Source organism: Sandarakinorhabdus sp. (genome assembly GCF_040398645.1).
GTDB lineage: Bacteria > Pseudomonadota > Alphaproteobacteria > Sphingomonadales > Sphingomonadaceae > Sandarakinorhabdus.
On sequence record NZ_JBBATR010000006.1, the window covers coordinates 35,133 to 55,960 of the forward strand.

At 65.6% G+C, this 20,828-nt stretch carries 15 protein-coding genes; 5 read left to right on the forward strand and 10 right to left on the reverse strand.

All coding sequences use genetic code 11. The features are described 5' to 3' along the window. The 4 genes from ABWP50_RS02635 to ABWP50_RS02650 form a co-directional block, all read right to left on the reverse strand. Positions 1 to 3,284 (reverse strand): chromosome segregation SMC family protein (locus ABWP50_RS02635; protein WP_353216436.1); only part of this gene is annotated, 3,284 nt, incomplete at its 3' end. Positions 3,285 to 3,293: 9 nt separating this feature from the next. Beyond that, a complete protein-coding gene (locus ABWP50_RS02640) occupies positions 3,294 to 4,019 on the reverse strand; it encodes a thioredoxin domain-containing protein (RefSeq protein WP_353216437.1) in 726 nt (241 codons plus the stop codon). Between the two features lie 8 nt (positions 4,020 to 4,027). Further along, a complete protein-coding gene (locus tag ABWP50_RS02645) occupies positions 4,028 to 4,780 on the reverse strand; it encodes a thioredoxin domain-containing protein (RefSeq protein WP_353216438.1) in 753 nt (250 codons plus the stop codon). Positions 4,781 to 4,845: 65 nt separating this feature from the next. Continuing rightward, a complete protein-coding gene (locus ABWP50_RS02650) occupies positions 4,846 to 5,394 on the reverse strand; it encodes a DUF721 domain-containing protein (RefSeq protein ID WP_353216439.1) in 549 nt (182 codons plus the stop codon). A gap of 25 nt (positions 5,395 to 5,419) precedes the next feature. Here ABWP50_RS02650 and ABWP50_RS02655 point away from each other — a divergent pair, with 25 nt between their 5' ends. Both ABWP50_RS02655 and nudC read left to right on the forward strand, forming a co-directional pair. Beyond that, positions 5,420 to 6,493, forward strand: a complete 1,074-nt coding sequence (locus ABWP50_RS02655; protein WP_353216440.1) for an A/G-specific adenine glycosylase — start codon at positions 5,420 to 5,422, stop codon at positions 6,491 to 6,493. After that, positions 6,490 to 7,404 carry an NAD(+) diphosphatase gene (nudC, locus tag ABWP50_RS02660; protein ID WP_353216441.1) on the forward strand — a complete coding sequence of 305 codons (915 nt, stop codon included), beginning with the start codon at positions 6,490 to 6,492 and terminating at the stop codon, positions 7,402 to 7,404. The genes ABWP50_RS02655 and nudC overlap by 4 nt, the downstream gene beginning before the upstream one ends. Positions 7,405 to 7,464: 60 nt before the next feature. Here nudC and ABWP50_RS02665 read toward each other — a convergent pair whose 3' ends face one another. Then, on the reverse strand, positions 7,465 to 9,813 hold the full coding sequence (locus ABWP50_RS02665; RefSeq protein WP_353216442.1) for a putative bifunctional diguanylate cyclase/phosphodiesterase: 2,349 nt from the start codon (positions 9,811 to 9,813) through the stop codon (positions 7,465 to 7,467). Positions 9,814 to 9,943: 130 nt separating this feature from the next. On the opposite strand from ABWP50_RS02665, the gene ABWP50_RS02670 reads away from it, so the two are divergent. Then, complete coding sequence (locus ABWP50_RS02670) at positions 9,944 to 12,289, forward strand: ATP-dependent helicase (RefSeq protein WP_353216443.1); 2,346 nt, start codon at positions 9,944 to 9,946, stop codon at positions 12,287 to 12,289. Positions 12,290 to 12,487: 198 nt separating this feature from the next. Here ABWP50_RS02670 and ABWP50_RS02675 read toward each other — a convergent pair whose 3' ends face one another. Continuing rightward, positions 12,488 to 12,823, reverse strand: coding sequence for a hypothetical protein (locus tag ABWP50_RS02675; protein ID WP_353216444.1), 336 nt, complete (start codon positions 12,821 to 12,823; stop codon positions 12,488 to 12,490). 97 nt (positions 12,824 to 12,920) lie between these two features. Here ABWP50_RS02675 and ABWP50_RS02680 point away from each other — a divergent pair, with 97 nt between their 5' ends. Then, positions 12,921 to 14,171 carry an MFS transporter gene (locus tag ABWP50_RS02680; RefSeq protein ID WP_353216445.1) on the forward strand — a complete coding sequence of 417 codons (1,251 nt, stop codon included), beginning with the start codon at positions 12,921 to 12,923 and terminating at the stop codon, positions 14,169 to 14,171. 280 nt (positions 14,172 to 14,451) lie between these two features. After that, positions 14,452 to 15,372 carry a cysteine synthase A gene (cysK, locus tag ABWP50_RS02685; RefSeq protein WP_353216472.1) on the forward strand — a complete coding sequence of 307 codons (921 nt, stop codon included), beginning with the start codon at positions 14,452 to 14,454 and terminating at the stop codon, positions 15,370 to 15,372. 150 nt (positions 15,373 to 15,522) lie between these two features. On the opposite strand, the gene ABWP50_RS02690 is transcribed toward cysK, so the two are convergent. From ABWP50_RS02690 to ABWP50_RS02705, 4 genes are all read right to left on the reverse strand, one after another. Then, complete coding sequence (locus ABWP50_RS02690; protein WP_353216446.1) at positions 15,523 to 16,797, reverse strand: NADH:flavin oxidoreductase/NADH oxidase family protein; 1,275 nt, start codon at positions 16,795 to 16,797, stop codon at positions 15,523 to 15,525. 60 nt (positions 16,798 to 16,857) lie between these two features. Beyond that, on the reverse strand, positions 16,858 to 19,044 hold the full coding sequence (locus ABWP50_RS02695; RefSeq protein ID WP_353216447.1) for a 3-hydroxyacyl-CoA dehydrogenase NAD-binding domain-containing protein: 2,187 nt from the start codon (positions 19,042 to 19,044) through the stop codon (positions 16,858 to 16,860). A gap of 69 nt (positions 19,045 to 19,113) precedes the next feature. Beyond that, positions 19,114 to 20,325, reverse strand: coding sequence for an acetyl-CoA C-acetyltransferase (locus tag ABWP50_RS02700; RefSeq protein ID WP_353216448.1), 1,212 nt, complete (start codon positions 20,323 to 20,325; stop codon positions 19,114 to 19,116). Positions 20,326 to 20,352: 27 nt separating this feature from the next. After that, complete coding sequence (locus ABWP50_RS02705) at positions 20,353 to 20,826, reverse strand: MerR family transcriptional regulator (RefSeq protein ID WP_353216449.1); 474 nt, start codon at positions 20,824 to 20,826, stop codon at positions 20,353 to 20,355. Positions 20,827 to 20,828: the final 2 nt, after the last annotated feature.

Here is a 20,828-nt window from a genome sequence, read left to right on the forward strand (position 1 = left end):
GCCGCCATCCGGTCAAGCAGATCGCAAAACCGCTCGACATTGGCATCATCCAGCGGTGCATCGACCTCATCGAGCACGCAGATCGGCGCGGGATTGGCGAGGAACAGCGCAAAGATCAGCGCCGCAGCAGTCAACGCCTGCTCGCCGCCTGACAGGAGGGTAAGCGATTGCAGTTTCTTGCCGGGCGGCTGCGCCATTATTTCCAGGCCAGCTTCGAGGGGATCGTCGGATTCGATGAGCGCCAGCCGCGCTTCGCCGCCAGCGAACAGATCGGCAAAAAGAGTGCGGAAATGCGCATCGACCGCATCGAATGCCGCTTGCAGGCGCTGACGGCCTTCGCGGTTCAGGCTGCCGATCGATCCGCGCAGCCGGGCAATCGCCGTATCAAGCTCGATCTTTTCGCTGGCGATCAGCGTGGACTGGTCTTCCAGTTGTTTCAGCTCGATATCCGCACGAAGATTGACCGGGCCAAGCTGTTCGCGGTTTGCCACCAGCGCGTCATAAGCCTGCGCCAGTGCCGCTGAGTCGCCCGGATCTAGCGCGAAGCCCTGGCGGCCGGGCAGCAGCGGCGGCGGGCATTGGAAGCGCTCGCCGCACAGGCGCTCGATCTCGCAGCGCGCCATATCCTGATGCTCGGCCTCGGCAGCAATGGTCGCACGCGTCTCGCGCGCTTCAGCCGCCTCTGCATCCGCAGCGCGCAGCTGCGCCGCAAGCACTGTCATGCCAGCATCGGCGCTGGCCAGCCGGTCAGCAGCGGCGCTGCGGGCTGCATCTGCGGCCAGCATGCGATCGGCCAGCCCGGCGATGTCGGCTGCGATGGCACGGCTGCGGGCTGCCAGCCCGGCCTGCTCATCCTGAGCGGCGGCGCGGCGGCGCCCCAGTTCTTCGCCCTGCCCGGCGCTAGCGGCCAGCCGGCGTTGCCATTCGCCTTGCTCATTGGCCAGTGCCTGGCGGCGCGCCGTGGCAGCCGTTGCATCGCGGGCGTTGCTGTCCAGCGCGGCTGAGGCGGCGGCAAGCGCGGCGCGGCTGCGATCATTGCTGCTGCGCGCTTCCGCCAAGGCGGCGGCGCTGGCGGCGGCACCATCGCCGCTTGGCACGGCTGCTTCGGCGGCGGCGGCTTCGGCTGCCAGACGCTCGGCGTCGGCTGCGGCGCGGGCCGCGGCGCTGTGCAGGGTGGCAGCTTCACCGGCGCTGCGGGCTGCGGCCGTTTCGGCCCGTGCCAGGCCGGCGCGGGCTTCGGCCTGGGTACGGGCGGCGGCGTCACGCGCCTGCCTGGACGCGCGCTCAGCGGCGGCGGCAGCGACTGCGGCAGTCTCGGCCTCGCGCTGGCTGGTCTGGGCCGCGGCCAGCGTGGCCACCATAGCGGCAATTTCAGCAGCGATTTCAGCGGCGCGGCGGCGGGCACGCAGGCGAGCCGCTGCCGCATCGGTGCGCCCGCCTGCCCCGCGGCCATCATCAATCAGCCCGTCCCAGCGCCACAACTGGCCGGCAGCGTTCACCAGCCGCTGGCCCGGGTGCAACGCCAGCAACTGCGCTGGCGACGGCGCAGCGGTGAGCGGACCGATCAGCACGCCAATTTGCGCCAGCCGGCGTGCCAGCTCGGGCGGGGCCTGTACATGATCAAGCAACGGCGTGCAGCCGTTCGGCAACGCTGGATCATCGCCGGAGATTTCACGCCCGGCCCAGCGGCGCGGCGCGGCCGAATCGGCTGGGCCAGCGTCCATATCCTCGCCCAGTGCCGCTGCCAGCGCCGATTCATGGCCCGGCGTGGGCATGAGCCGATCCGCGATGCGCGCGGCCTTGCCTTGATCGGCCGCCAGGCGCCGCGCCAGTGCGGCGCTTTCGGCTTCCAGGCTGGCCAGCGTTGCACGCGCGGCAGCCGCAGCGGCAGCGGCTTCGCTGCGCGCCGCTTCGGGCTCCGGGCGCGCCGCTTCGGCCTCGGCCACTGCAGTTTCGCAGGCAGCCACTGCGGCCGATGCTGCATTTACAGCCACTTGCAGTGGTTCCAGATCGGGGGCCGGCGCCAGCCTTGCCAAACGTTCGGCCAGTGCAGACGCTTCGTTGCGGGCGCGGGCGGCGCGTGCCGTGGATGCCGCTGCCGCTTCGGCCGCGATGCGCACGGCGGCGGCGGCGGCGGCATGGGCGGCCATGGCATCAACCAGCGCAGCATCATCGGTTTGGGCGGCGGCCTGCGCCGCCATTGTTGCCGCTTCGGCGGCAGGCCGGGCGGCGGCCAACGCCGCCCGCGCTGCACCCAGGGCGGCATCCTCGCTGGCCAGCCGGGCCTGGGCGCGGGCGGCATCATCGGCCAGCGCGGTTTCGCGGGCGGCGTCGCGTTCAAGGCTGGCCATCAGGCTGGTCAGCGCGGCCTGCCGCCGGGTGATTTCGTTGGCTTCGGCACTTAAAAGCGCGCGGCGTTGGCGCAGCGCCTGTGCCGCGGCGGCGGAATCGGCGTCCGCCTGGCGCAGCGCGGGCAGGCTGGCGTTGACCTCTGCTGTCGCGGCGGAGACCGCCGCTGCCATCCGTGTCCGTTCGCTGACCAACACCTGCACCGCCACTACGGCGGCCTGGGCGCGTTCGCTGGCGCGCACGGTTTCGTGCCAGCGGGCATGCACCAACGCCGCCTCCGCGCGGCGAATCCGGTCGGACAGGCTGCGATAACGCTCGGCCGCCTTGGCCTGCCGGCGCAGCGTCGCCGCCTGGGTTTCCAGGCTGCGGATCACATCGTCCAGCCGCAGCACATTGGCTTCGGCCGCGCGCAGCCGGATTTCCGCTTCTCGGCGGCGCACTGCCAGGCCGGCAATGCCGGCGGCTTCTTCCAGCAATTGCCGGCGTTCGGTGGGACGGGCGGCGATAATGGCGCTGATGCGGCCCTGGCCAACAATGGCCGGGCTGTGAGCGCCCGTGGCCGAATCGGCAAACAGCAGCCGCACATCCTGCGCGCGGGCATCGCGGCCATTCAGCCGATAGTCCGAACCGGCACCGCGATCGATGCGGCGCTGGACTTCCAGTTCCTCGCCGGCGCTGCCAGCCAATTGCAGGGTGACGCTGGCAAATTGGCGGGCTGGCCGCGCGGCGGTGCCTGCAAAAATCACATCGTCCATGCCGCCCGAACGCATCGATTTGGGGCTGGCTTCGCCCATCACCCAGCGCAGCGCCTCGAGGAGATTGGATTTGCCGCAACCATTGGGGCCAACCACACCGGTCAAGCCCGGCTCGATCAGCAGATCAGCTGGCTCGACAAACGACTTGAAGCCGGCAAGGCGAAGGCGGCGAAATTCCAACTGTGGGCCTTACCGCAGCGCTGTCTGCAATTTAACTTCCAGATCGCGCCATTCGAACACGCCCTCTTGAACCGTGCCGTTGATGATGAAGCTGGGTGTGCCGGTCAGCTTGTATTCGTTCACGGCCTGATTGCGCAGATCATTCACCGCCTTGGCTTGCGCGGGATCGCTTAGGCATTGATCGAATTTGGCGCGCGGGATGCCGCGCAATTTCACATAATCGGCCAGCCCGCCCAGTTCGGCCATGCGGCGCACCTGCTCGTCTTCGGGCAGCTTGCCGAGCGCTTCCTGATCGGTTTTGCTTAACTTGCCGAACGGCTCGATCCAGCCGGCTTGATCGGCATAAAATGCATCGAGCAAGCCAAAAAACGCCTCCGGCCCCTGGCAACGCGACAAGACCGTGGCAGCAAAATCCGGGCCATTCAGCACGAAATTACGATATTCGTAACTGACATTGCCGCTGGCAACATATTTGGATTTGATGGTCGCGGCGGCGGCTTCGTGGAAATCCTTGCAGTGCGGGCAGGTGAGCGAGGCAAATTCCAACAGCTTCACCTTGGCATTCGGATTGCCCATGCGAAAGCCGCCTTCGGGTGTGGCCGTGACGACTTCGGCCCAATTCTGGCCGGCTGGCGCTGCCACCGCAGCCGGGAGGGCGGCATCAGGAGCAGGGGCCGCCGTCTTGCTGTCGTTGCAGGCGGCAAGCGCGAGCGGGAGGGCGGCAATCAACATCATGTGGCGCATCATTTGGTCCTTATGGTGGGGGCTGCCTTGACGGCGGCGGCAAGCAGCGGCTCAAGTGCCGCCCAATCGAACACGTCGGTCTGCATCTGGCCGTTGATCAAAAAGCTGGGCGTGCCAGCCAGCTTGTGGGTTTGAACGGCATCGGCGCGGATCGCCAGCAGCTTGTCCATGCCCGGCTTGGCGGCCAGGCAGGCATCATAGCGGGCGCGCGGCACCCCGGCAGCAGCAGCAAACTCCGGCAATTTGCCCAGTTCGGCCATGCGTGGGCCCTGGGCACCCTGCGGCAGGCTGGTGATGCTGGCGCGGTCCGCCTCGCTGATGGCCTGAAATGGCAGCAGCAATTCATCCTGGCGGCTGTAGCTGCGATCGACAAAGGCCCAGGCCCCCGCCGCCGCCTGGCATTGCATGACCAGCCCGGCCATCAGATCGATGCCATTCAGCGTGAACGGGCGATATTCATAACTGACGCGGCCACTGGCCAGATACCGTGCCTTGATGGCCGGCAGGCCGGTTTCATGAAAACTGCGGCAATGCGGGCAGGTCAGCGAGCCAAATTCGACCAGCTTCACCGCCGCCGCCGGATTGCCGAGCAGCACGCCGCCTTGCGCGGTCATCGCGATGCGGTTCTCCCAGGCGAATGGCTTGACGACTGCCTTGGTGACAGCGGGCCTGGCGGCGGCAGGCTTGGGTTGCGCCAGAAGCGGGCTGCCCAGCAGGAGAGCGGCAAACAGGGAGAGAGTGCGCACGTGCATCTTCACTGTCTAGCGCGGCGGAGGGGGCAGCGCCAAGCCCCCACCGAAAGCGGCCGGGAGCCGCCTCACCTGATCTTGGGCGGGCCGTTTGAGCCGGCCAAGGCTTCGGCCAGCGATTGCAGCGCGGTGCGCAGTTCGGGATCGGCAATGTCGCGCAGGGTTGAGCGGGTGGCTTCGGCCAGCGGCGGCGGCGGGCCTGGTGGCGGCTCGGGCGGCGGCGCCATCACGCCGGCGGCCTGCTCCAGCGTGATGCGCGCCACAGCGCCGTAACCCAGGATGCGGTTAGCGCGTTCGATGATCTGCGGTTCGACATGGCGCAGCATCGGTGCCAGCGCGCCGGTGGCCGCAATAGCCAATGTGCCGCCGTCTTTTTTGCCCACGGCAAATTTCAGGCGCAGCGGCCGGCAATGGCGGGCATATTGTTGGCCGACGATTTCCGTCCAGCGGTCCAGCAGCGCCCTCTGGGTGAAGCCGAAGCGTTTGAAGGCCTGGCCGCCGACATTCCCCACCAAATCGGCAATGGCGCGCGGGCGATTGGTGCGCGCCGGCGGGGCGGCCGGCTGCGCCGCCGTGCGGGCACGCTTTGCAGGCGTTTTGGGGGGCGTTTGCGGCATCGTCTGGCCATGCCATAGACGAGGTGTGACCGATAGCTGGCCCGCCTTGCTGATCAACTGGTATCGCAGCCATGCCCGCGTGCTGCCTTGGCGCAATCCGCCTGGCGCAGTGCTGCCGGCCGACGATGATTGGCCCTACCGGGTCTGGCTGTCGGAGGTGATGTTGCAGCAAACCACTGTTGAAGCCGCCGCGCCGTATTTTCAGGCGTTCACCGCGCGCTGGCCCAGCGTGGCTGCGCTGGCGGCGGCCGATGATGCCGATGTGATGCAGGCCTGGGCCGGGCTGGGCTATTATGCCCGCGCCCGCAATCTTCTGGCTTGCGCGCGCGCCGTTACCAGTCAGCACGGCGGCGCGTTTCCGGGCGACGAAGCGGCACTGAGCGGCCTGCCGGGCATTGGCGACTATACGGCGGCGGCGGTGGCGGCGTTCGGCTTTGGCCGCGATGCCGTGGTGATTGACGGCAATATCGAACGGGTGACCACCCGCCTGCTCGGCATCAGCGCGCCGTTGCCGGCGGCGCGGACAGCGATTCGCAGTGGGCTGGCTGCGGTGCTGCCGGCGGGCCAATCGGCCGATTTTGCGCAGGCCATGATGGATCTGGCGCGGCGCGTGTGCACCCCGCGCCGCCCACACTGCCTGGTATGCCCGATTGCAACGATATGCACCGCCCGCAGCGCCGGCAATCCTGAGGATTACCCTGTCAAACCCGCGAAGCGCGCACGGCCGTTGCGCCATGGCACCGCCTGGTGGATCGCAGCGGGGGATCGCGATGGGCTGCATATCCTGACCGTGCAGCGGCCCGCGCGCGGCCTGCTGGGTGGGATGCGCGCGCTGCCTAGCTGTGATTGGCGCGGAAGCGATGCGCCGCCGCCGCTTGCTGGCGATTGGCAGCTGCTGGGCGCGGTGCGCCATGGTTTCACCCACTTTGAGCTGGAATTGCGCGTGCAAGCGCTGTGGCTGGATGAGCGGCCGGACCTCGATGGCGCGCTGTGGCTACCGGTGGCCGAGCTTGGTGGTGCCGGGCTGCCGACGCTGTTTGCCAAGGCCGCGGTGCTCGGGCAAAGCGCAACGTCGAGCGGGGGGAAATTGGCGGCATGACGATGTTCTTGGACGTGCCGGTAACCGGCTTTACCGGCAACAAGCTTGACCGCGCCGATGAATTGCGCCGCGATCCGGCTGCCATCATCGGCCTGCGCGGGCGGTCGGATGCGCGCTGGCTGGTGCTGGACAAATTGAACCCGGTGGTGCGCCCTGGTGGTGTGGGGGGCGAAACGCCAGCGATATTGTGGGCCTACCGATCCGATGTGCCGCACGATGCGCTGACGATCTTTCTGGGCATGGACGGCGATTCGCCGCGTTTCGCGGCGGCAGCGCCTGCTGATGAACTGGTGGCGGATTTCGGCGGCAAGGTTTTGGATGCCCGCGCCGCCGGCGCACTGCTGCCCGCCCACGAAGCGGCCATCGTGGCGCAGGCGCGCAGCATCATCGATTGGCACCAGCGCCACGGCTTTTGCGCGGTATGCGGCGGGCCAACCGTGCTCGCCAAGGCCGGCTATGCCCGGCAATGCACGGCTTGCAAGGCGGAGCATTTCCCGCGTGTCGATCCGGTGGTCATCATGCTGGCGGTGCGGCAGGATCATGCGCTGATCGGGCGCCAGCCGCGTTTTCCCAAGGGGTTTTTGTCGGCCCTCGCTGGCTTTGTTGAACCCGGCGAAAGCCTGGAAGAAGCCGTGCGCCGCGAATTGTGGGAAGAAGCCGGCATCACCTGCGGCCGCGTGCAGTATCTGGCCAGCCAGCCGTGGCCGTTTCCTTCCAGCCTGATGATCGCAGCCTTTGCCGAAAGCGAAACCTTTGAAGTGCGGCTGGATCAGGACGAACTGGAGGAGGTGCGCTGGGTGACCAAGGACGAAGTGCGCGCCGCCCTGGCCGGCAGCGGCGATTTTCTGGCGCCGCCGCCGATGGCGATCGCCCACACGCTGCTGAAGGCGTGGATAGAGAGCGGGGACTGATTCCAGCGGAGCCTTGCGCTTTGGGGCCTGAACCTGAGGCCTTGCGCCAGCAGCGGGCGTTCAGACCGCCTCTGATACCAGAATCAGCGCCGTGGCCTCTTCGGGCGGCATCGGTTTGCCGAACAAAAAGCCCTGAACCTGGGTGCAGCCCAGATCTCGGCACAATTCGAATGCCGCGCGGGTTTCGGTGCCTTCGGCGGTGGTTTGCATATCCAGGCTGGATGCCATGCGCACGATGGCCTGGATGATGGCGCTCGCTTCATCGCCCATGGCGGTGGCGCGGCGCACAAAGCTGCGATCGATCTTGATGCGGCTGAAACTGGCCTTTTGCAGCGTGCCTAGCGCCGAATAGCCGGTGCCGAAATCATCCAGCGCAAAATGGATGCCCAGCGCGGTCAGCCTGGCCAGCACATCGACCACCGCCGGCTTTTCCGCAAGAAAAAGGCTTTCGGTGATTTCCAGCTCGAGCCGATCCGCCGGCACGCCATGTTTGGCCAGCGCGCGCGCGACGCGGTCAGGCAAATCGACATCCTCCATCTGCCCCGCCGACAAATTGACGGCGATCCGGATATGGCTGGGCCAGCGCGCCGCCCACATCAACGCCTGTTCGATCACCCAGTGGCCGATCGGCACGATCAGCCCGGTTTCCTCGGCCAGCGGAATGAAGCGCAGCGGCGAGATCAGGCCCAGATCGGGGTGATTCCAGCGCAGCAGCGCTTCAAAGCCGGTGATGCGTTCATCCACGGCATCCACCACCGGCTGGAAGGCCAGCGCCAATTGGCCGCGCTCCACCGCCATGGCCAGATCAGCCTCAAGGCGGCGGCGTTCGGCAGCGGCTTCGGCCATTTCCGGGGCAAAGCGCAAGGCAGCCCCGCGGCCCTGTTCCTTGACTCGGTACAGCGCCAGATCGGCGGCCTTCAGCAAGGCTTCGGGCGTATCGCCATCGGCCGGCGCGAGTGCCCAGCCGATCGATGCGCCCACCATGGCCGCGCCGGCGTGGGTTTCGTCGCCGAGCGGAAACGGCCGCGCCAGATCCTTGACGATGCGCTGCGCCAGCCGGTCGGCGCGTTCGGCCGTGGCGCCCGGCAGCAACACGGCAAATTCATCGCCGCCCAGCCGGGCGACGGTGGCGCCGCCCTTGACCAAGGCCTGCAAGCGTTGCGCCACCTGGCGCAGCAGCAGATCGCCAGCGGCATGGCCAAAGCCGTCGTTCACCGCCTTGAAGCGATCGAGGTCGACAAACAGCAGCGCGGCAGGCTTGCCGGCATGTTCGGCCTGTTCGGCAACATCATCCAGCTGTTCGCGAAACAGGCTGCGATTGGCCAGCCCGGTCAGCGGATCGAAGCGGGCGAGCTGCGCAATGCGTTCCTGGCCGCGCCGGACATCGGTGACATCGCGGCCCACACCGCGAAAGCCGGTGAACTGGCCGGCCGCATCCTGCTTTGGCGTGCCCGACAAGGCCCACCAGCGCAAATCGCGCCCCAGCGGCACCGGCACCACAACATCGCGAAACGCCTCCCGCGCCTTGATGGCGTGCGCCAGTGACGCCACGCTGGCGCCGGCCTGCGTGGGATCGAGCAGCGCCAGCAGCGGCTGCCCCAGCAGATCACTGCGCCGCCGCCGCGCCACATCGGCAAACCGCGTCGTGACATGGGTGAGGCGGCCGCCGACATCCAGCTCCAGAAGCCAATCCGAACCGTTAGATTCATATTCATTGAGCAGCAGGCGCACCACCTCGCCCTGATCGGCCAATTCGGCCTCGCTCTGCAGCCGGGCCATGGCGTGATAGGTGGTAACCAGCGCCGCCCGCACTTTGACGCCAACGAAGCTGATCAATCCCAGCGCCATCAACGGCTGCTCCAGCGCCGCCGCCGCCGGCAATGACGCCCAGATGCCAGCACCGATGAAGGCGCACACCAATGCCACCGCAGCCGGAATGGTCGCGGCGCAATTGCTGACCGCGCCCATGAAGATGAATGAGAAGATGATCAGCATGGATTGGCCGTCGGTGGGCAGCATCGGCAACATCGCCGACACCATACCGGCCCAGAAAAACGCCAGCGCCGAAATTTCGGCCGTGACGCGCCACAACTCCACCTGGCCGGCCTTTTCGATTTTGCGGCGACGGCGGCGGATGGCGCGAACACTCCACAGCAGCGACATGCTGGCCATACCAGCCAACCACGGCGCCAACACCGAAAACGGCACGGCATCGGCGAAATTGGCAGTGACCAGCACAAGGTTCAGCGCCAGCACAGTCAAATTGAACGGCACATTGCCCCGCAGCTGGCTGAGCTGCTGGCCGCGCACGGTGGCCCAGAACGGTTCGTCCGGCTGGTTGAAACCCAGCACTTGCTGCCAGCCAACATTGCGAACCATGCGCATTGGCGGTTTCAGCATTGCACTCATGGCCGCGCCCTCATCTGGCCGGCAACGAAGTGCACCGGCTCACACACGAAAACGGCAAAGCCAGTGTCAGATTGAATCAACTGCCCCTGCCCTCTTGGCAGCGGCGCGTTTGTTCCATACTTGTTCGCTTATGCAGCCTGCACCGCCTTTTGACTCAGCGCCCGCCAGCCAGCCGCCATGGCTGGCCGGCCTGAACGCGCCGCAACGTGAAGCCGTCACCACCACCGAAGGCCCGCTGCTGATCCTCGCGGGCGCCGGCACCGGCAAGACCAAAGCACTGACGGCGCGGCTGGCGCATATCTTGTGGGGCCGGCTCGCCTTTCCCAGCCAGGTGCTGGCCGTGACCTTCACCAACAAGGCCGCGCGCGAAATGCGCCACCGCACCGAAATGCTGCTGGGGCCGATGGCCGAAGGCCTGCCGTGGCTGGGCACGTTTCACGCGCTGTCGGCCAAGATGTTGCGCCGGCAGGCGGCACTGGTGGGGCTGACGCCGGATTTCACCATCCTGGATACAGACGATCAACTGCGCCTGCTCAAGCAAGTGCTGGCCGAAGCCGACATCGATGACAAGCGCTGGCCGGCCAAGCAACTGGCCAGCTTGATTGATCGCTGGAAAAACAAGGGGTTCAGCCCTGATCTGGTGCCCGCTGGTGAGCGCCATGGCTTTGCCGACGGCAAGGCCCCGGCGCTGTATGCGCGCTACCAGCAGCGGCTGGCCGGCCTGAATGCCTGTGATTTCGGTGATCTGCTGCTGCACATGATCAGCATTTTTCGCAGCCATCCCGATGTGCTGGCCGATTGGCAGCGGCGCTTTCGCTATATCATGGTCGATGAATATCAGGACACCAACAGCGCGCAGCACCAGTGGCTCACCGCGCTGATTGGCCCGCATCGCAACATTGCTTGCGTGGGCGACGATGATCAATCGATCTACAGCTGGCGCGGCGCCGAAGTGTCGAACATCCTGCAATTCGAACGGGATTTCCCCGGCGCGCGCATGATCCGCCTGGAGGAGAACTACCGATCGACGCCGCATATCCTGGGCGCGGCCAATGCCCTGATCGCACACAACAGCGGCCGGCTGGGCAAGGCGCTGTTCACCGCCCACGCCGATGGCCACAAGGTGCAGGTGACCAGCGTGTGGGATGGGCCCGAAGAAGCCCGGCTGGTTGGCGACGAAGCCGAACGCTTGGCCCGGGGCGGTGCATCGCTGAACGAGGTGGCGATCCTGGTGCGCGCCCAGTTTCAAACCCGATTGTTCGAAGATCGCTTCATTGCCATCGGCATGCCCTATCGCATCGTCGGCGGTTTTCGATTCTATGAACGCGCGGAGGTGCGCGACGCGCTGGCGTATTTGCGGCTGGTGGCACAGCCCGATGATGCGCTGGCGTTCGAACGGATCATCAATGTGCCCAAGCGCGGCCTGGGCGACAAGGCGATGGCCACCATGCACGCCGCTGCCCGCCGCCTGGATGTGTCGCTGCCCCGCGCTGCCGCTGCGCTGGCCGAAGGCGACGGGCTCACCCCGGCAGCGCGGCGCACCGTGAAGGCGTTTCTGGCCAACATCAGCCGGTGGCGTGACCAGGCCGGCACTGTCGGTCATGCCGAATTGGCGGAAATCATACTGGAGGAATCCGGCTATGTCGGGATGTGGCAGGCCGAAAAATCCACCGATGCCGATGGCCGGATCGACAATCTGAAGGAACTGGTGCGCGCGATGGGCGATTATCCCACGCTGACAGCGTTCCTGGAACATGTCGCGCTGGTGATGGACAATGAAGCCGCGCCTGATGACGAAAAAATCACCATCATGACCTTGCATGCCGCCAAGGGCCTGGAATTTGATCAGGTGTTTCTGCCGGGTTGGGAAGAAGGCGTGTTCCCCAGCCAGCGCGCCATGGACGAAGGCGGCACCGCCGCGCTGGAAGAAGAACGGCGGCTGGCCTATGTCGGCATTACCCGCGCCCGCAAGGCCGCGCACATCATCAATGCCGCCAATCGGCAGGTTTACGGGCAATGGACGGCCGCCCTGCCCAGCCGCTTCATCGCCGAATTGCCTGACGCCCATGTCGAGGCGCGATCGACATTGTCGGGCGGGCCGAGCCTGTGGCGGGCAGCGCTGGCCGGCGGCGATCCATTTGCCGATGTGGAGCGCGGCACCGGGCGCGGGCCAGGCTGGACACGGGCAATCACGCAGCCGGGCCATGAGGCTGGCAATTGGGCCGGAGACCGGAATGGGGGCCGCGATTTCGGCCCACTTGGCAGCCAGCCGGCGCGCGAACAATCCTGGCGCGAAGCCCGGGTGAGTGCCGTGTCCCTGGCGGCTGCCCCCACCATCCGGCGCGGCGCCAAAGTGTTCCATGCCAAATTCGGCGAAGGCGTGGTGTTTCATGTCGATGGCAACAAGCTGGAAATCGATTTTCCGGCAGCGGGGCGCAAGCGGGTGCTGGACAGCTTTGTGACGCTGCGCGACTGACACGAAGTCCCAGTTTTCATGGGGATTTTAGAAGGAAATGCCTCCGGCGGGCAGGGGTGGCCCCTGCACCCACTTTATTCAAGCCTCTGCTTTTGTTGTATAAGTTCCGCATCAAACAAAAGCGGGTCCAGGGCCTCAGGCCCTGGCCGCCGGAGGCCTTTTTGCTTCCCATTTTTTTTCAATAGGGTTTGCTCTGAATTACGGGCGTTTTGGAGCGCGCGCAGTGACGAACTGGAACACGCCGCTCATGATGCCGCCGGTGGCATAGAGCATGCCCGTGGCCGACAGCGCGGCGCAGTGCAGCAAGGACCAACGCAGCGTGTCCCCGGCAAACAGGAATGCGCCAACCAGCACGAACACGTTGAAGCCGGCTACCCACGACAAGGCCAGCGCCAGTACGCCAATCTGCCAGCCAAAGCGATCGGTCCAGCCAAGCCACGCCGCCGCCATCAGTGCGATCCCGCAGCTGACCAGCAGCGCCGCCATGATCAGCCCGGGAAGCAAGCGAATGAAACCCATGGCTGCAAATATCATCGAACCGGCAGCCGGGCAATTCGGCGAGGCTGGCGCAAACCGGTCATTGCCAGTTTGACGTTGCCGTGTGCCGCCGGCCTACTTATGCGGTCCTATCGTGTTTACCCTGCCCGCACCTCTGCAAATTCGCGATTACCGCGCCTTCTGGCTGTCGCGCTTTTTTGCGACCGTTGCCGGGTTGATGCTGGTGATCGTGATCGGCTGGCAGGTGTATGATATCGCCCGCGCCAGCATGAGCCGTGATGATGCGGCGTTCTTGCTTGGCATGATCGGGCTGGCGCAGTTTTTACCGCTGTTTTGCCTGGCGCTGGTGGTGGGCGTGATCGCTGACCGGATGGACCGCCGCCATATTGCCCGCGCTGCCGTCGCGCTCGAAATCCTTTGCGCCGCCGTGATTGGCGGGCTGGCGTTGGCCGGTGAAGTGCCGATGACAGCGCTGTTTGTCGTGGCGGCGCTGCTCGGGGTGGCGCGGGCGTTTCAGGGGCCATCGATGGCAGCGCTGGCACCCAATCTGGTGCCGCGCGAACTGTTGCCGCAAGCCATCGCGCTGAACAGTATTTCCTGGCAGGCCGGCGCGGTGATCGGGCCGCCGCTCGGCGCGTTCCTCTATGCCGTGTCGCCGGCCACGCCCTATCTCGTGGCAGCCGTGCTGTTTATCCTGACGTTCATCTGCCTGATGATCATCCGGCCGGTGCCGCTGCCGCCGCCAGCCGTAGTAACGCCTTGGCGCAGCGTGATGGAGGGCATCAGCTTCGTGCGCCACAACCGCGTGGTGCTGGGTGCCATCAGCCTTGATCTGTTTGCCGTGCTGCTGGGCGGTGCCACCGCGATGCTGCCGGTGTATGCGCGCGATGTGCTGGATGTTGGTGTGGCCGGGCTGGGGCCGCTGCGGGCGGCGCCGTCGGTTGGCGCGGTGATTGTAGCCGTGCTGCTGGCCAATAGGCCGCTGCGCCGCCATGTCGGCCCGGTGATGTTTGCCAGCGTAGCAGTATTTGGGCTGGCGACGGTGGTGTTTGGCCTGTCCACCTCCTATCCGCTCAGCCTGGCGGCGCTGTTCGTGCTGGGCGCGGCCGACGCCATCAGCGTGTTCGTGCGCGGCACCTTGATCCAGCTGCACACGCCCGATGACATGCGCGGCCGGGTTTCCAGCGTGTCGGGCCTGTTCATTTCGGCGAGCAATGAACTTGGCGAGCTCGAATCCGGACTGGCCGCCCGCTATGTCGGAGCGGTGCCGGCGGTGGTGGCCGGCGGCATCGGCGCTGTGCTGGTGACATTGCTGTGGGCCTGGCGGTTTCCGCAATTGCGCACCGCCGATCGCTTTGCCGGGCCGACGCCAAAGCCGGGTTGATATCAAGGCTGACTGGTCGCAAAAATCGTGCAAGAGCCGCCGGTCGGGCAGGGGTGACCGCTGCACCCATCTGCTGGATCGCAGCGGTGTTTCAGAGGTTTGGACCATATCAAAATGAAAGTGGTGCAGGGCTCAGCCCTGCCCGCCGGAGGCGCTTTGCTTCTGATCTGTTTTGATCACCAAGCCCTAGCGTGAGTCGCTGCCAAGATTCTCCGGCATTGGCGCTTGCGTCGGCGCACCGTAGGATAGCCGGAGACCCAACCGGAAAAAGGCGCAGATGATGAAGGCCAATACCATTCTCGACACCATCGGCCGCACCCCGCACGTGCGCATGGGCAAATTGTTCCCACAGGCCGAGGTGTGGATCAAATCGGAACGCGGTAATCCCGGCGGATCGATCAAGGATCGGATCGCGCTGGCCATGATCGAAGCGGCCGAAGCCACTGGCATATTGCAGCCCGGCGGCACCATCGTGGAGCCGACCAGCGGCAACACCGGCATTGGCCTCGCCATGGTTGCGGCCGTGAAGGGCTACAAGCTGATCTTGGTCATGCCCGAATCCATGTCGATCGAGCGGCGGCGGCTGATGCTGGCCTACGGCGCCACCTTTGATCTGACGCCGCGCGAAAAGGGCATGAACGGCGCCATCGGCCGCGCCGCCGAAATCGTCGCCAGCACGCCCGGCGCGTGGATGCCGCAGCAATTTGAAAATCCGGCCAATATCGAAGTGCACGAACGAACCACCGCCGAGGAGATCTACGCCGATTTTGCCGACACGCCCATCGATGCCATCATCACCGGCGTGGGCACCGGCGGCCACATCACCGGCGCAGCGCGCGCGCTGAAACCGCGATGGCCGCACCTCAAGATATTCGGCGTCGAACCGGCAGCATCGCCGGTGATCAGCGGCGGCAGCCCGGCGCCGCACCCGATTCAGGGCATCGGTGCTGGCTTCATTCCCAAAAACCTGGATGTGGAGCTGCTCGATGGCGTCGTGCAAGTCGAAGCGGCCGATGCCAAGGCGTGGGCACTGCGCGCCGCCGCTGAAGAAGGCATGCTGGTGGGCATTTCGTCGGGCGCGACGCTGGCCGCCATTGCCATCAAACTGAAAGAACTGCCCGCCGGCAGCCGCGTGCTCGGCTTTAACTACGACACCGGTGAACGCTATTTGTCAGTCCCGGATTTCCTGCCCGGCGGTTGAACCCTCACCGCGCATCCGGCGGGCGATCCCTGTACCCGGTTGTTGGTTCGCAACGTGTTTCGAAGGTTGGGACCGAACCAAAAAGAGAGTGGTGCAGGGCTCAGCCCTGCCCGCCCGAGGCCGCTTGCTTCTATCTGAATCCTGACGGCCTTATATTCGCGCCTTGTTCTCGCGCTGCTCAGCCAGAAACGCCTGCCACGTGCCTTGCGCAGTGGCTGGGCCGCCAGCGGCCAGCCGGCGCAGTTGCTGGTAATACCAGGCTTGGGCGGCAAAGCCGTTCAGCGTGCGCAGCAATTTGATCGGCGACGCCGGGCCAAGCAACGGCCGTAGCCAGCCGGGGCCGATGGCCAGATTGGCTTCGAAGCGCGGCAATTCCTCCATCGCGCCGGCCAGCAGATCGGCGACGCAGGCCGGCTGTGCGCAAAGCGGCCGGCCGACGCCGATCAGGCTGATGCCATTGGCGATTGCATCGTCCATCGCCGCCAGGCTGCGAAAACCGCCCGTTACCATCAGCGGCGGTGTTTTGGCGACGAGCAGCGCAGTGGCCAGCTGCACGAAATAGGCTTCGCGCGCCCGGGTGGATTGCTGCTTGGGCTCTTCGCGCGGGGTAAGGCCGTCCATGTCCATCATCGCTGGCTGTTCATAGGTGCCGCCCGACAACTCCAGGCAATCAACGCCCAGATCGGTGAGCCATCCCGCGACGATCTGGCAATCCTCAAAATCAAAGCCGCCCTTCTGGAAATCGGCGCTGTTCAGCTTGACGGCCACGGTGAAGTCTTTGCCGACCGCGGCGCGCACCGCCGTGACGATTTCCGTCAGCAGGCGCGCCCGGTCTTCAAGGCGGCCACCCCAATCATCGTTGCGGCGGTTGGCGAGGGGGGAGAGAAACTGGCTGAGCAGATAGCCGTGGGCGGCATGGATTTGCACACCGGTAAAGCCGGCATCGCGCGCTACCACGGCGGCTTGGGCAAAGCCGGCGATGATATCGGCAATCTCGGCATCGGTGAGCGGATCGGGCATGCCGAACTGGCCGCCGGGCAGCGCCAACGCAACGGCGGATGGCGCTTTCGGGTGCGGGTTGACGTTTTTCTGGGTCTGGCGGCCGGCGTGGCTGATCTGCACCCAGGCCTGCGTGCCATTGGCGGTGCTGGCGGCGGCCCAGCGCGCCCAGGCGGCCTTTGCCTCGGCACTGAGCGGGCCATTTACGACAACATTGCCGGGCCGCTCGCGGTGCAGCCGATCAATCACCACATTGCCGGTAAGTAGCAGTCCGCAGCCGCCTTCCGCCCAGCGCCGATACAGGGTTTCATGCCCGGCATTAGGCAGGCCGTCGCTGCCAGCCAGGCCTTCTGTCATCGCGGCCTTGGCGATGCGGTTTTTCAGGCGCTGGCCGTTTGGCAGGCGATATTCAGTGGCAACAGACATGACAAACACCCCGATCAGCCGACAAAATGCCGCGATCGGGGTGTTGCCGCAAGCTCGCTGTTATGCGGCGCGCTTTGCCGCCCGGCCGTAGAAGCTGTCGCCAGCTGCTGCCATGTCCCGCAGAAATTGCGGCGGTGCAAAGCGCGGGCCATGTGCCTGCGCCAAGCGGTCCAGCGTGGCGACGACATTGGCGATGCCCACCGTGTCCATATGCGCAAACGGCCCGCCGCTGAACGGCGCAAAGCCCCAGCCGAAGATGGCGCCCAGATCGCCATCCTGCGGGGTTTCCAGCACGCCTTCGCCCATGCAACGCGCGCATTCGACCAGCTGGCGATAGAGCAGGCGCTCCTTCACCTCGGCCGGGGTTGGCTGCGCTTCGGCAAGCCCGCCAGCGACAATTGCCGACAATTCGGGCCACAGATATTTCTTGCCGGCTTCGGGATAGACATAAAAGCCCTTGGCGTTCTTGCGGCCCTGGCGGCCAAGCTCGTACATCTTGGTGATGACGCCATCGGCCGGGCCAGCGACATAGGCATCGCCCAGATCGGCGCGCGTTTGCTGGCCAACCTTGTAGCTGAGATCCAGGCCAACTTCGTCGTTCACTGCCAGCGGGCCGACCGGCATGCCCATCTGCTTGCCGATATTCTCGATCAGCGCCGGCACCGTGCCTTCGCCGAGCAGCGCCAGGCCTTCCTGCACATAGGTGCCAAAGCAGCGCGAGGTGTAGAAACCGCGGCTGTCGTTGACGACGATCGGCGTCTTGCGGATCGCGGCGACGTAATCCAGCGCCTTGGCGATGGCTTGCGGGCCGGTTTCCTTGCCGACGATGATTTCCACCAGCGGCATTTTTTCGACCGGGGAGAAGAAGTGGATGCCGATGAAATTTTCCGGCTTGCTCCACGCCTTGGCCAAGCCGGTGATCGGCAGGGTCGAGGTGTTGGAGCCGAAAATGACATCGGGGCCAACCACGGCTTCGGTGGCCTTGGTGACATCGGCCTTGATCTCGCGGGTTTCGAACACCGCTTCGATGATCAGGTCGCAGCCGGCCAGATCGGCATAATCCGATGTCGGATGGATGCGATCGAGGATGATCTGCGCCTTGGCCGGGTCCATGCGCTTCTTGGCGAGCCGATCAGCGGTATATTGCTTGCCCTTTTGCGCAGCGGCCAGATCACGGTCGAGCAGCACCACGTCGATGCCGGCCTGCGCCGTGACCATGGCGACGCCGGCACCCATCAGGCCGGCACCAAGCATGGCGATCTTCTTCGTCGGCATCGGCGCGATACCGGCCGGGCGGCGTGCGCCCTTTTCAGCGGCCTGCTTGGAGACAAACAGGCTGCGGATCATGTTGCCGGCCTGCGGATCGGCCACCACTTTGGCGAAGTATTTGGATTCGATGCGGATGGCCGTGTCCATCGGCACCTGGGTGCCTTCGTAAACGGCGCTCAGGATGGCGCGCGGCGCGTTCATGTTGTCGCCGGCGTTCACGTGCGTCATCGCGGTGCCGCCGACGAAGGCCTGCGCAAAGCCCGGGGCCATGGCCGATGCCGGCCCGCCGGGGAATCTGAAATTCTTGGTATCCCACGGTTGCACGCCGCCGGTTGGATTGGCCTTTACCCAGGCCTTGGCGGTTGCAATGATCTGATCGGCGGGTACCACAGCCTGCGCGACCCCAAAGCCCAGGGCCTCCTGCGGGCTCATGTTCTTGCCTTGCAGCAGATACATCAGCGCCGGCTGCACACCCATCAGGCGCGGCAAGCGCTGCGTACCGCCGGCACCGGGGAACAGGCCGACCATGATTTCCGGTAAGCCCAGCGTGATCTTGGGATTGTCGGCCACCACCCGGTAATGGCAAGCGAGGATGAATTCGAGCCCGCCGCCCAGCGCGAGGCCGTTCACTGCCGCCGCCACCGGCTTGCCGCAGGTTTCCAGATCGCGCAGCAGCCGGTTGAGGCCGAACACGCCATCGAACAGCGCGGCCATCTTGCTCTTGCCTTCAGGCAGCTTGGCGCCGCCGCCGAACATCGCGCCCATGCCCTTCAGATCAGCCCCGGCCATGAAGCCGCTGGCCTTACCGCTGGTCAGGACCGCGCCCTTTACGGCGTCGTCGGTTTTCAGGCGCACAATCGCAGCGGCCAGATCGGCCTGCACTTCGGGCGTGATGACGTTCATCGACTGGCCGGGCACGTCGATGGTGAGCAGCAAGATGCCATCGGCATCGAGTTCAGTGTGGATGGCAGTGGTCATTGTTGGTCCTCTTGCGGTGGCGCAGAAGAAAGCGGGACTCCGCATCAAGTGCGGGGTGACGAAGGAGGTTCAGAGGCGCTCGATGATGGTGCCCGTGCCCATGCCGGCACCAACGCACAAATTGATCAGCGCGGTGCCCTTGCCGGTGCGCTCCAGCTCATCCAGCACGGTGCCCAGGATCATCGCGCCGGTGGCGCCCAGCGGGTGGCCCATGGCAATCGCGCCGCCGTTGACGTTGATCTTGTCGTGCGAAATGTTCAGCGCCTGCATGTAGCGCAGCACCACGCTGGCAAAGGCCTCGTTGAGTTCGAACAGGTCGATATCGTCCTTGGTCATGCCGGCGCGCTGCAGCACCTTGGCGGCGACAAATTCCGGCCCGGTCAGCATGATCATCGGTTCCGAACCAACCGACGCCATGGCGCGGATACGGGCACGGGCCTTGAGGCCGTATTTTTCGCCCATTTCCTTGCTGCCGATCAGGATGGCGGCCGCACCATCCACGATGCCCGACGAATTGCCGCCGTGGTGGACATGGTCGATCTTCTCGATTTCCGGATAGCGCATCAGCGCGATGGCATCGAAGCCGGGCATTTGTTCGCCCATCGCCTGAAACGCCGGCGCCAGGCCGCCCAGCGACTGCATGTCGGTTTGCGGGCGCATATGCTCATCATGCGCCAGCACAATTTCGCCGATCACATCGCGCACCGGCACGATGCTGTGCTTGAAGCGGCCTTCCGCCCAGGCCTGTGCGGCGCGGCGCTGCGATTCCATCGCATAGGCATCAACATCAGCGCGGCTGAAGCCATATTTGGTGGCGATCAGATCGGCGCCGATGCCCTGCGGCGCAAAATAGGTCTTGTAGGCCACGGCGGGGTCCATGGCCCAGGCAGCGCCGTCGCTGCCCATCGGCACGCGCGACATCGATTCAACGCCGCCGCCGATGGCAAACATCGCTTCGCCGGTCATCACCTTGGCCGCCGCCATGTTGGCAGCTTCCAGGCCCGATGCGCAGAAACGGTTGATCTGCACGCCGGCAGTGGTTTCGGCATAATCGGCATTCAGCACGGCGATGCGGGCGATATCGCTGCCTTGCTCGCCCACCGGCGACACGCAGCCCAGCACGACATCATCCACGTCGGCCGTGTCGATGCCAGTGCGATCCCGCACGGCCTGCAGCACCTGCGTGGCCAGCTGAATCGGCGTGATCTCGTGGAGCTTGCCATCCTTGCGGCCCTTGCCGCGCGGGGTGCGGACGGCGTCGTAGATATAGGCTTCAGTCATTGCGTGTCTCCTGAGCAGGCCGCGCCATCACGATTTGGGTGCTGTCATCGTATGTTCAACAATGTCGCAAAATTGTTGCAGTTCGTGGATTGCCGCATCCAGATCGGCGCGCTGCTCTTCCAGCAAGGCAATGCGCGCCCGGCATTTTTCCAACGTGACGCGCTTCTGGGTCTGGCGCTGGTCGCCGACATCATAAAGATCGATCATCTCGCGGATTTCAGCGAGGGAAAAGCCGACATTCTTGGCGCGCAAAATCCACGCCAGCCGCGCCCGATCACGGCGGCTGTACACCCGGCTCTGGCCGTGACGTTCCGGCGTGATCAGGCCCTGGTCTTCGTAAAACCGAATGGCGCGCGGCGTGATGTTGAAGGCCAGCGCCAGTTCGGTAATCGAAAAACGGCTGGCGTCCGAGGCCGTCGGCGGCGCCGGCGCCGTGGCAAACGCCCGCAACAACGCTGCAGGCGACTCATCGGTGCGGGAAGTTTCGACCGAATTGCACATGG

Bases quoted from the DNA above. Each gene is read 5' to 3' on its own strand.
- ABWP50_RS02640 (WP_353216437.1), bottom strand. From the start codon at position 4,019: ATGATGTTGATTGCCGCCCTCCCGCTCGCGCTTGCCGCCTGCAACGAC.
- ABWP50_RS02645 (WP_353216438.1), bottom strand. From the start codon at position 4,780: ATGCACGTGCGCACTCTCTCCCTGTTTGCCGCTCTCCTGCTGGGCAGC.
- ABWP50_RS02650 (WP_353216439.1), bottom strand. From the start codon at position 5,394: ATGCCGCAAACGCCCCCCAAAACGCCTGCAAAGCGTGCCCGCACGGCG.
- nudC (WP_353216441.1), top strand. From the start codon at position 6,490: ATGACGATGTTCTTGGACGTGCCGGTAACCGGCTTTACCGGCAACAAG.
- ABWP50_RS02665 (WP_353216442.1), bottom strand. From the start codon at position 9,813: ATGAGTGCAATGCTGAAACCGCCAATGCGCATGGTTCGCAATGTTGGC.
- ABWP50_RS02670 (WP_353216443.1), top strand. From the start codon at position 9,944: ATGCAGCCTGCACCGCCTTTTGACTCAGCGCCCGCCAGCCAGCCGCCA.
- ABWP50_RS02675 (WP_353216444.1), bottom strand. From the start codon at position 12,823: ATGATATTTGCAGCCATGGGTTTCATTCGCTTGCTTCCCGGGCTGATC.
- cysK (WP_353216472.1), top strand. From the start codon at position 14,452: ATGAAGGCCAATACCATTCTCGACACCATCGGCCGCACCCCGCACGTG.
- ABWP50_RS02690 (WP_353216446.1), bottom strand. From the start codon at position 16,797: ATGTCTGTTGCCACTGAATATCGCCTGCCAAACGGCCAGCGCCTGAAA.
- ABWP50_RS02695 (WP_353216447.1), bottom strand. From the start codon at position 19,044: ATGACCACTGCCATCCACACTGAACTCGATGCCGATGGCATCTTGCTG.
- ABWP50_RS02700 (WP_353216448.1), bottom strand. From the start codon at position 20,325: ATGACTGAAGCCTATATCTACGACGCCGTCCGCACCCCGCGCGGCAAG.
- ABWP50_RS02705 (WP_353216449.1), bottom strand. From the start codon at position 20,826: ATGTGCAATTCGGTCGAAACTTCCCGCACCGATGAGTCGCCTGCAGCG.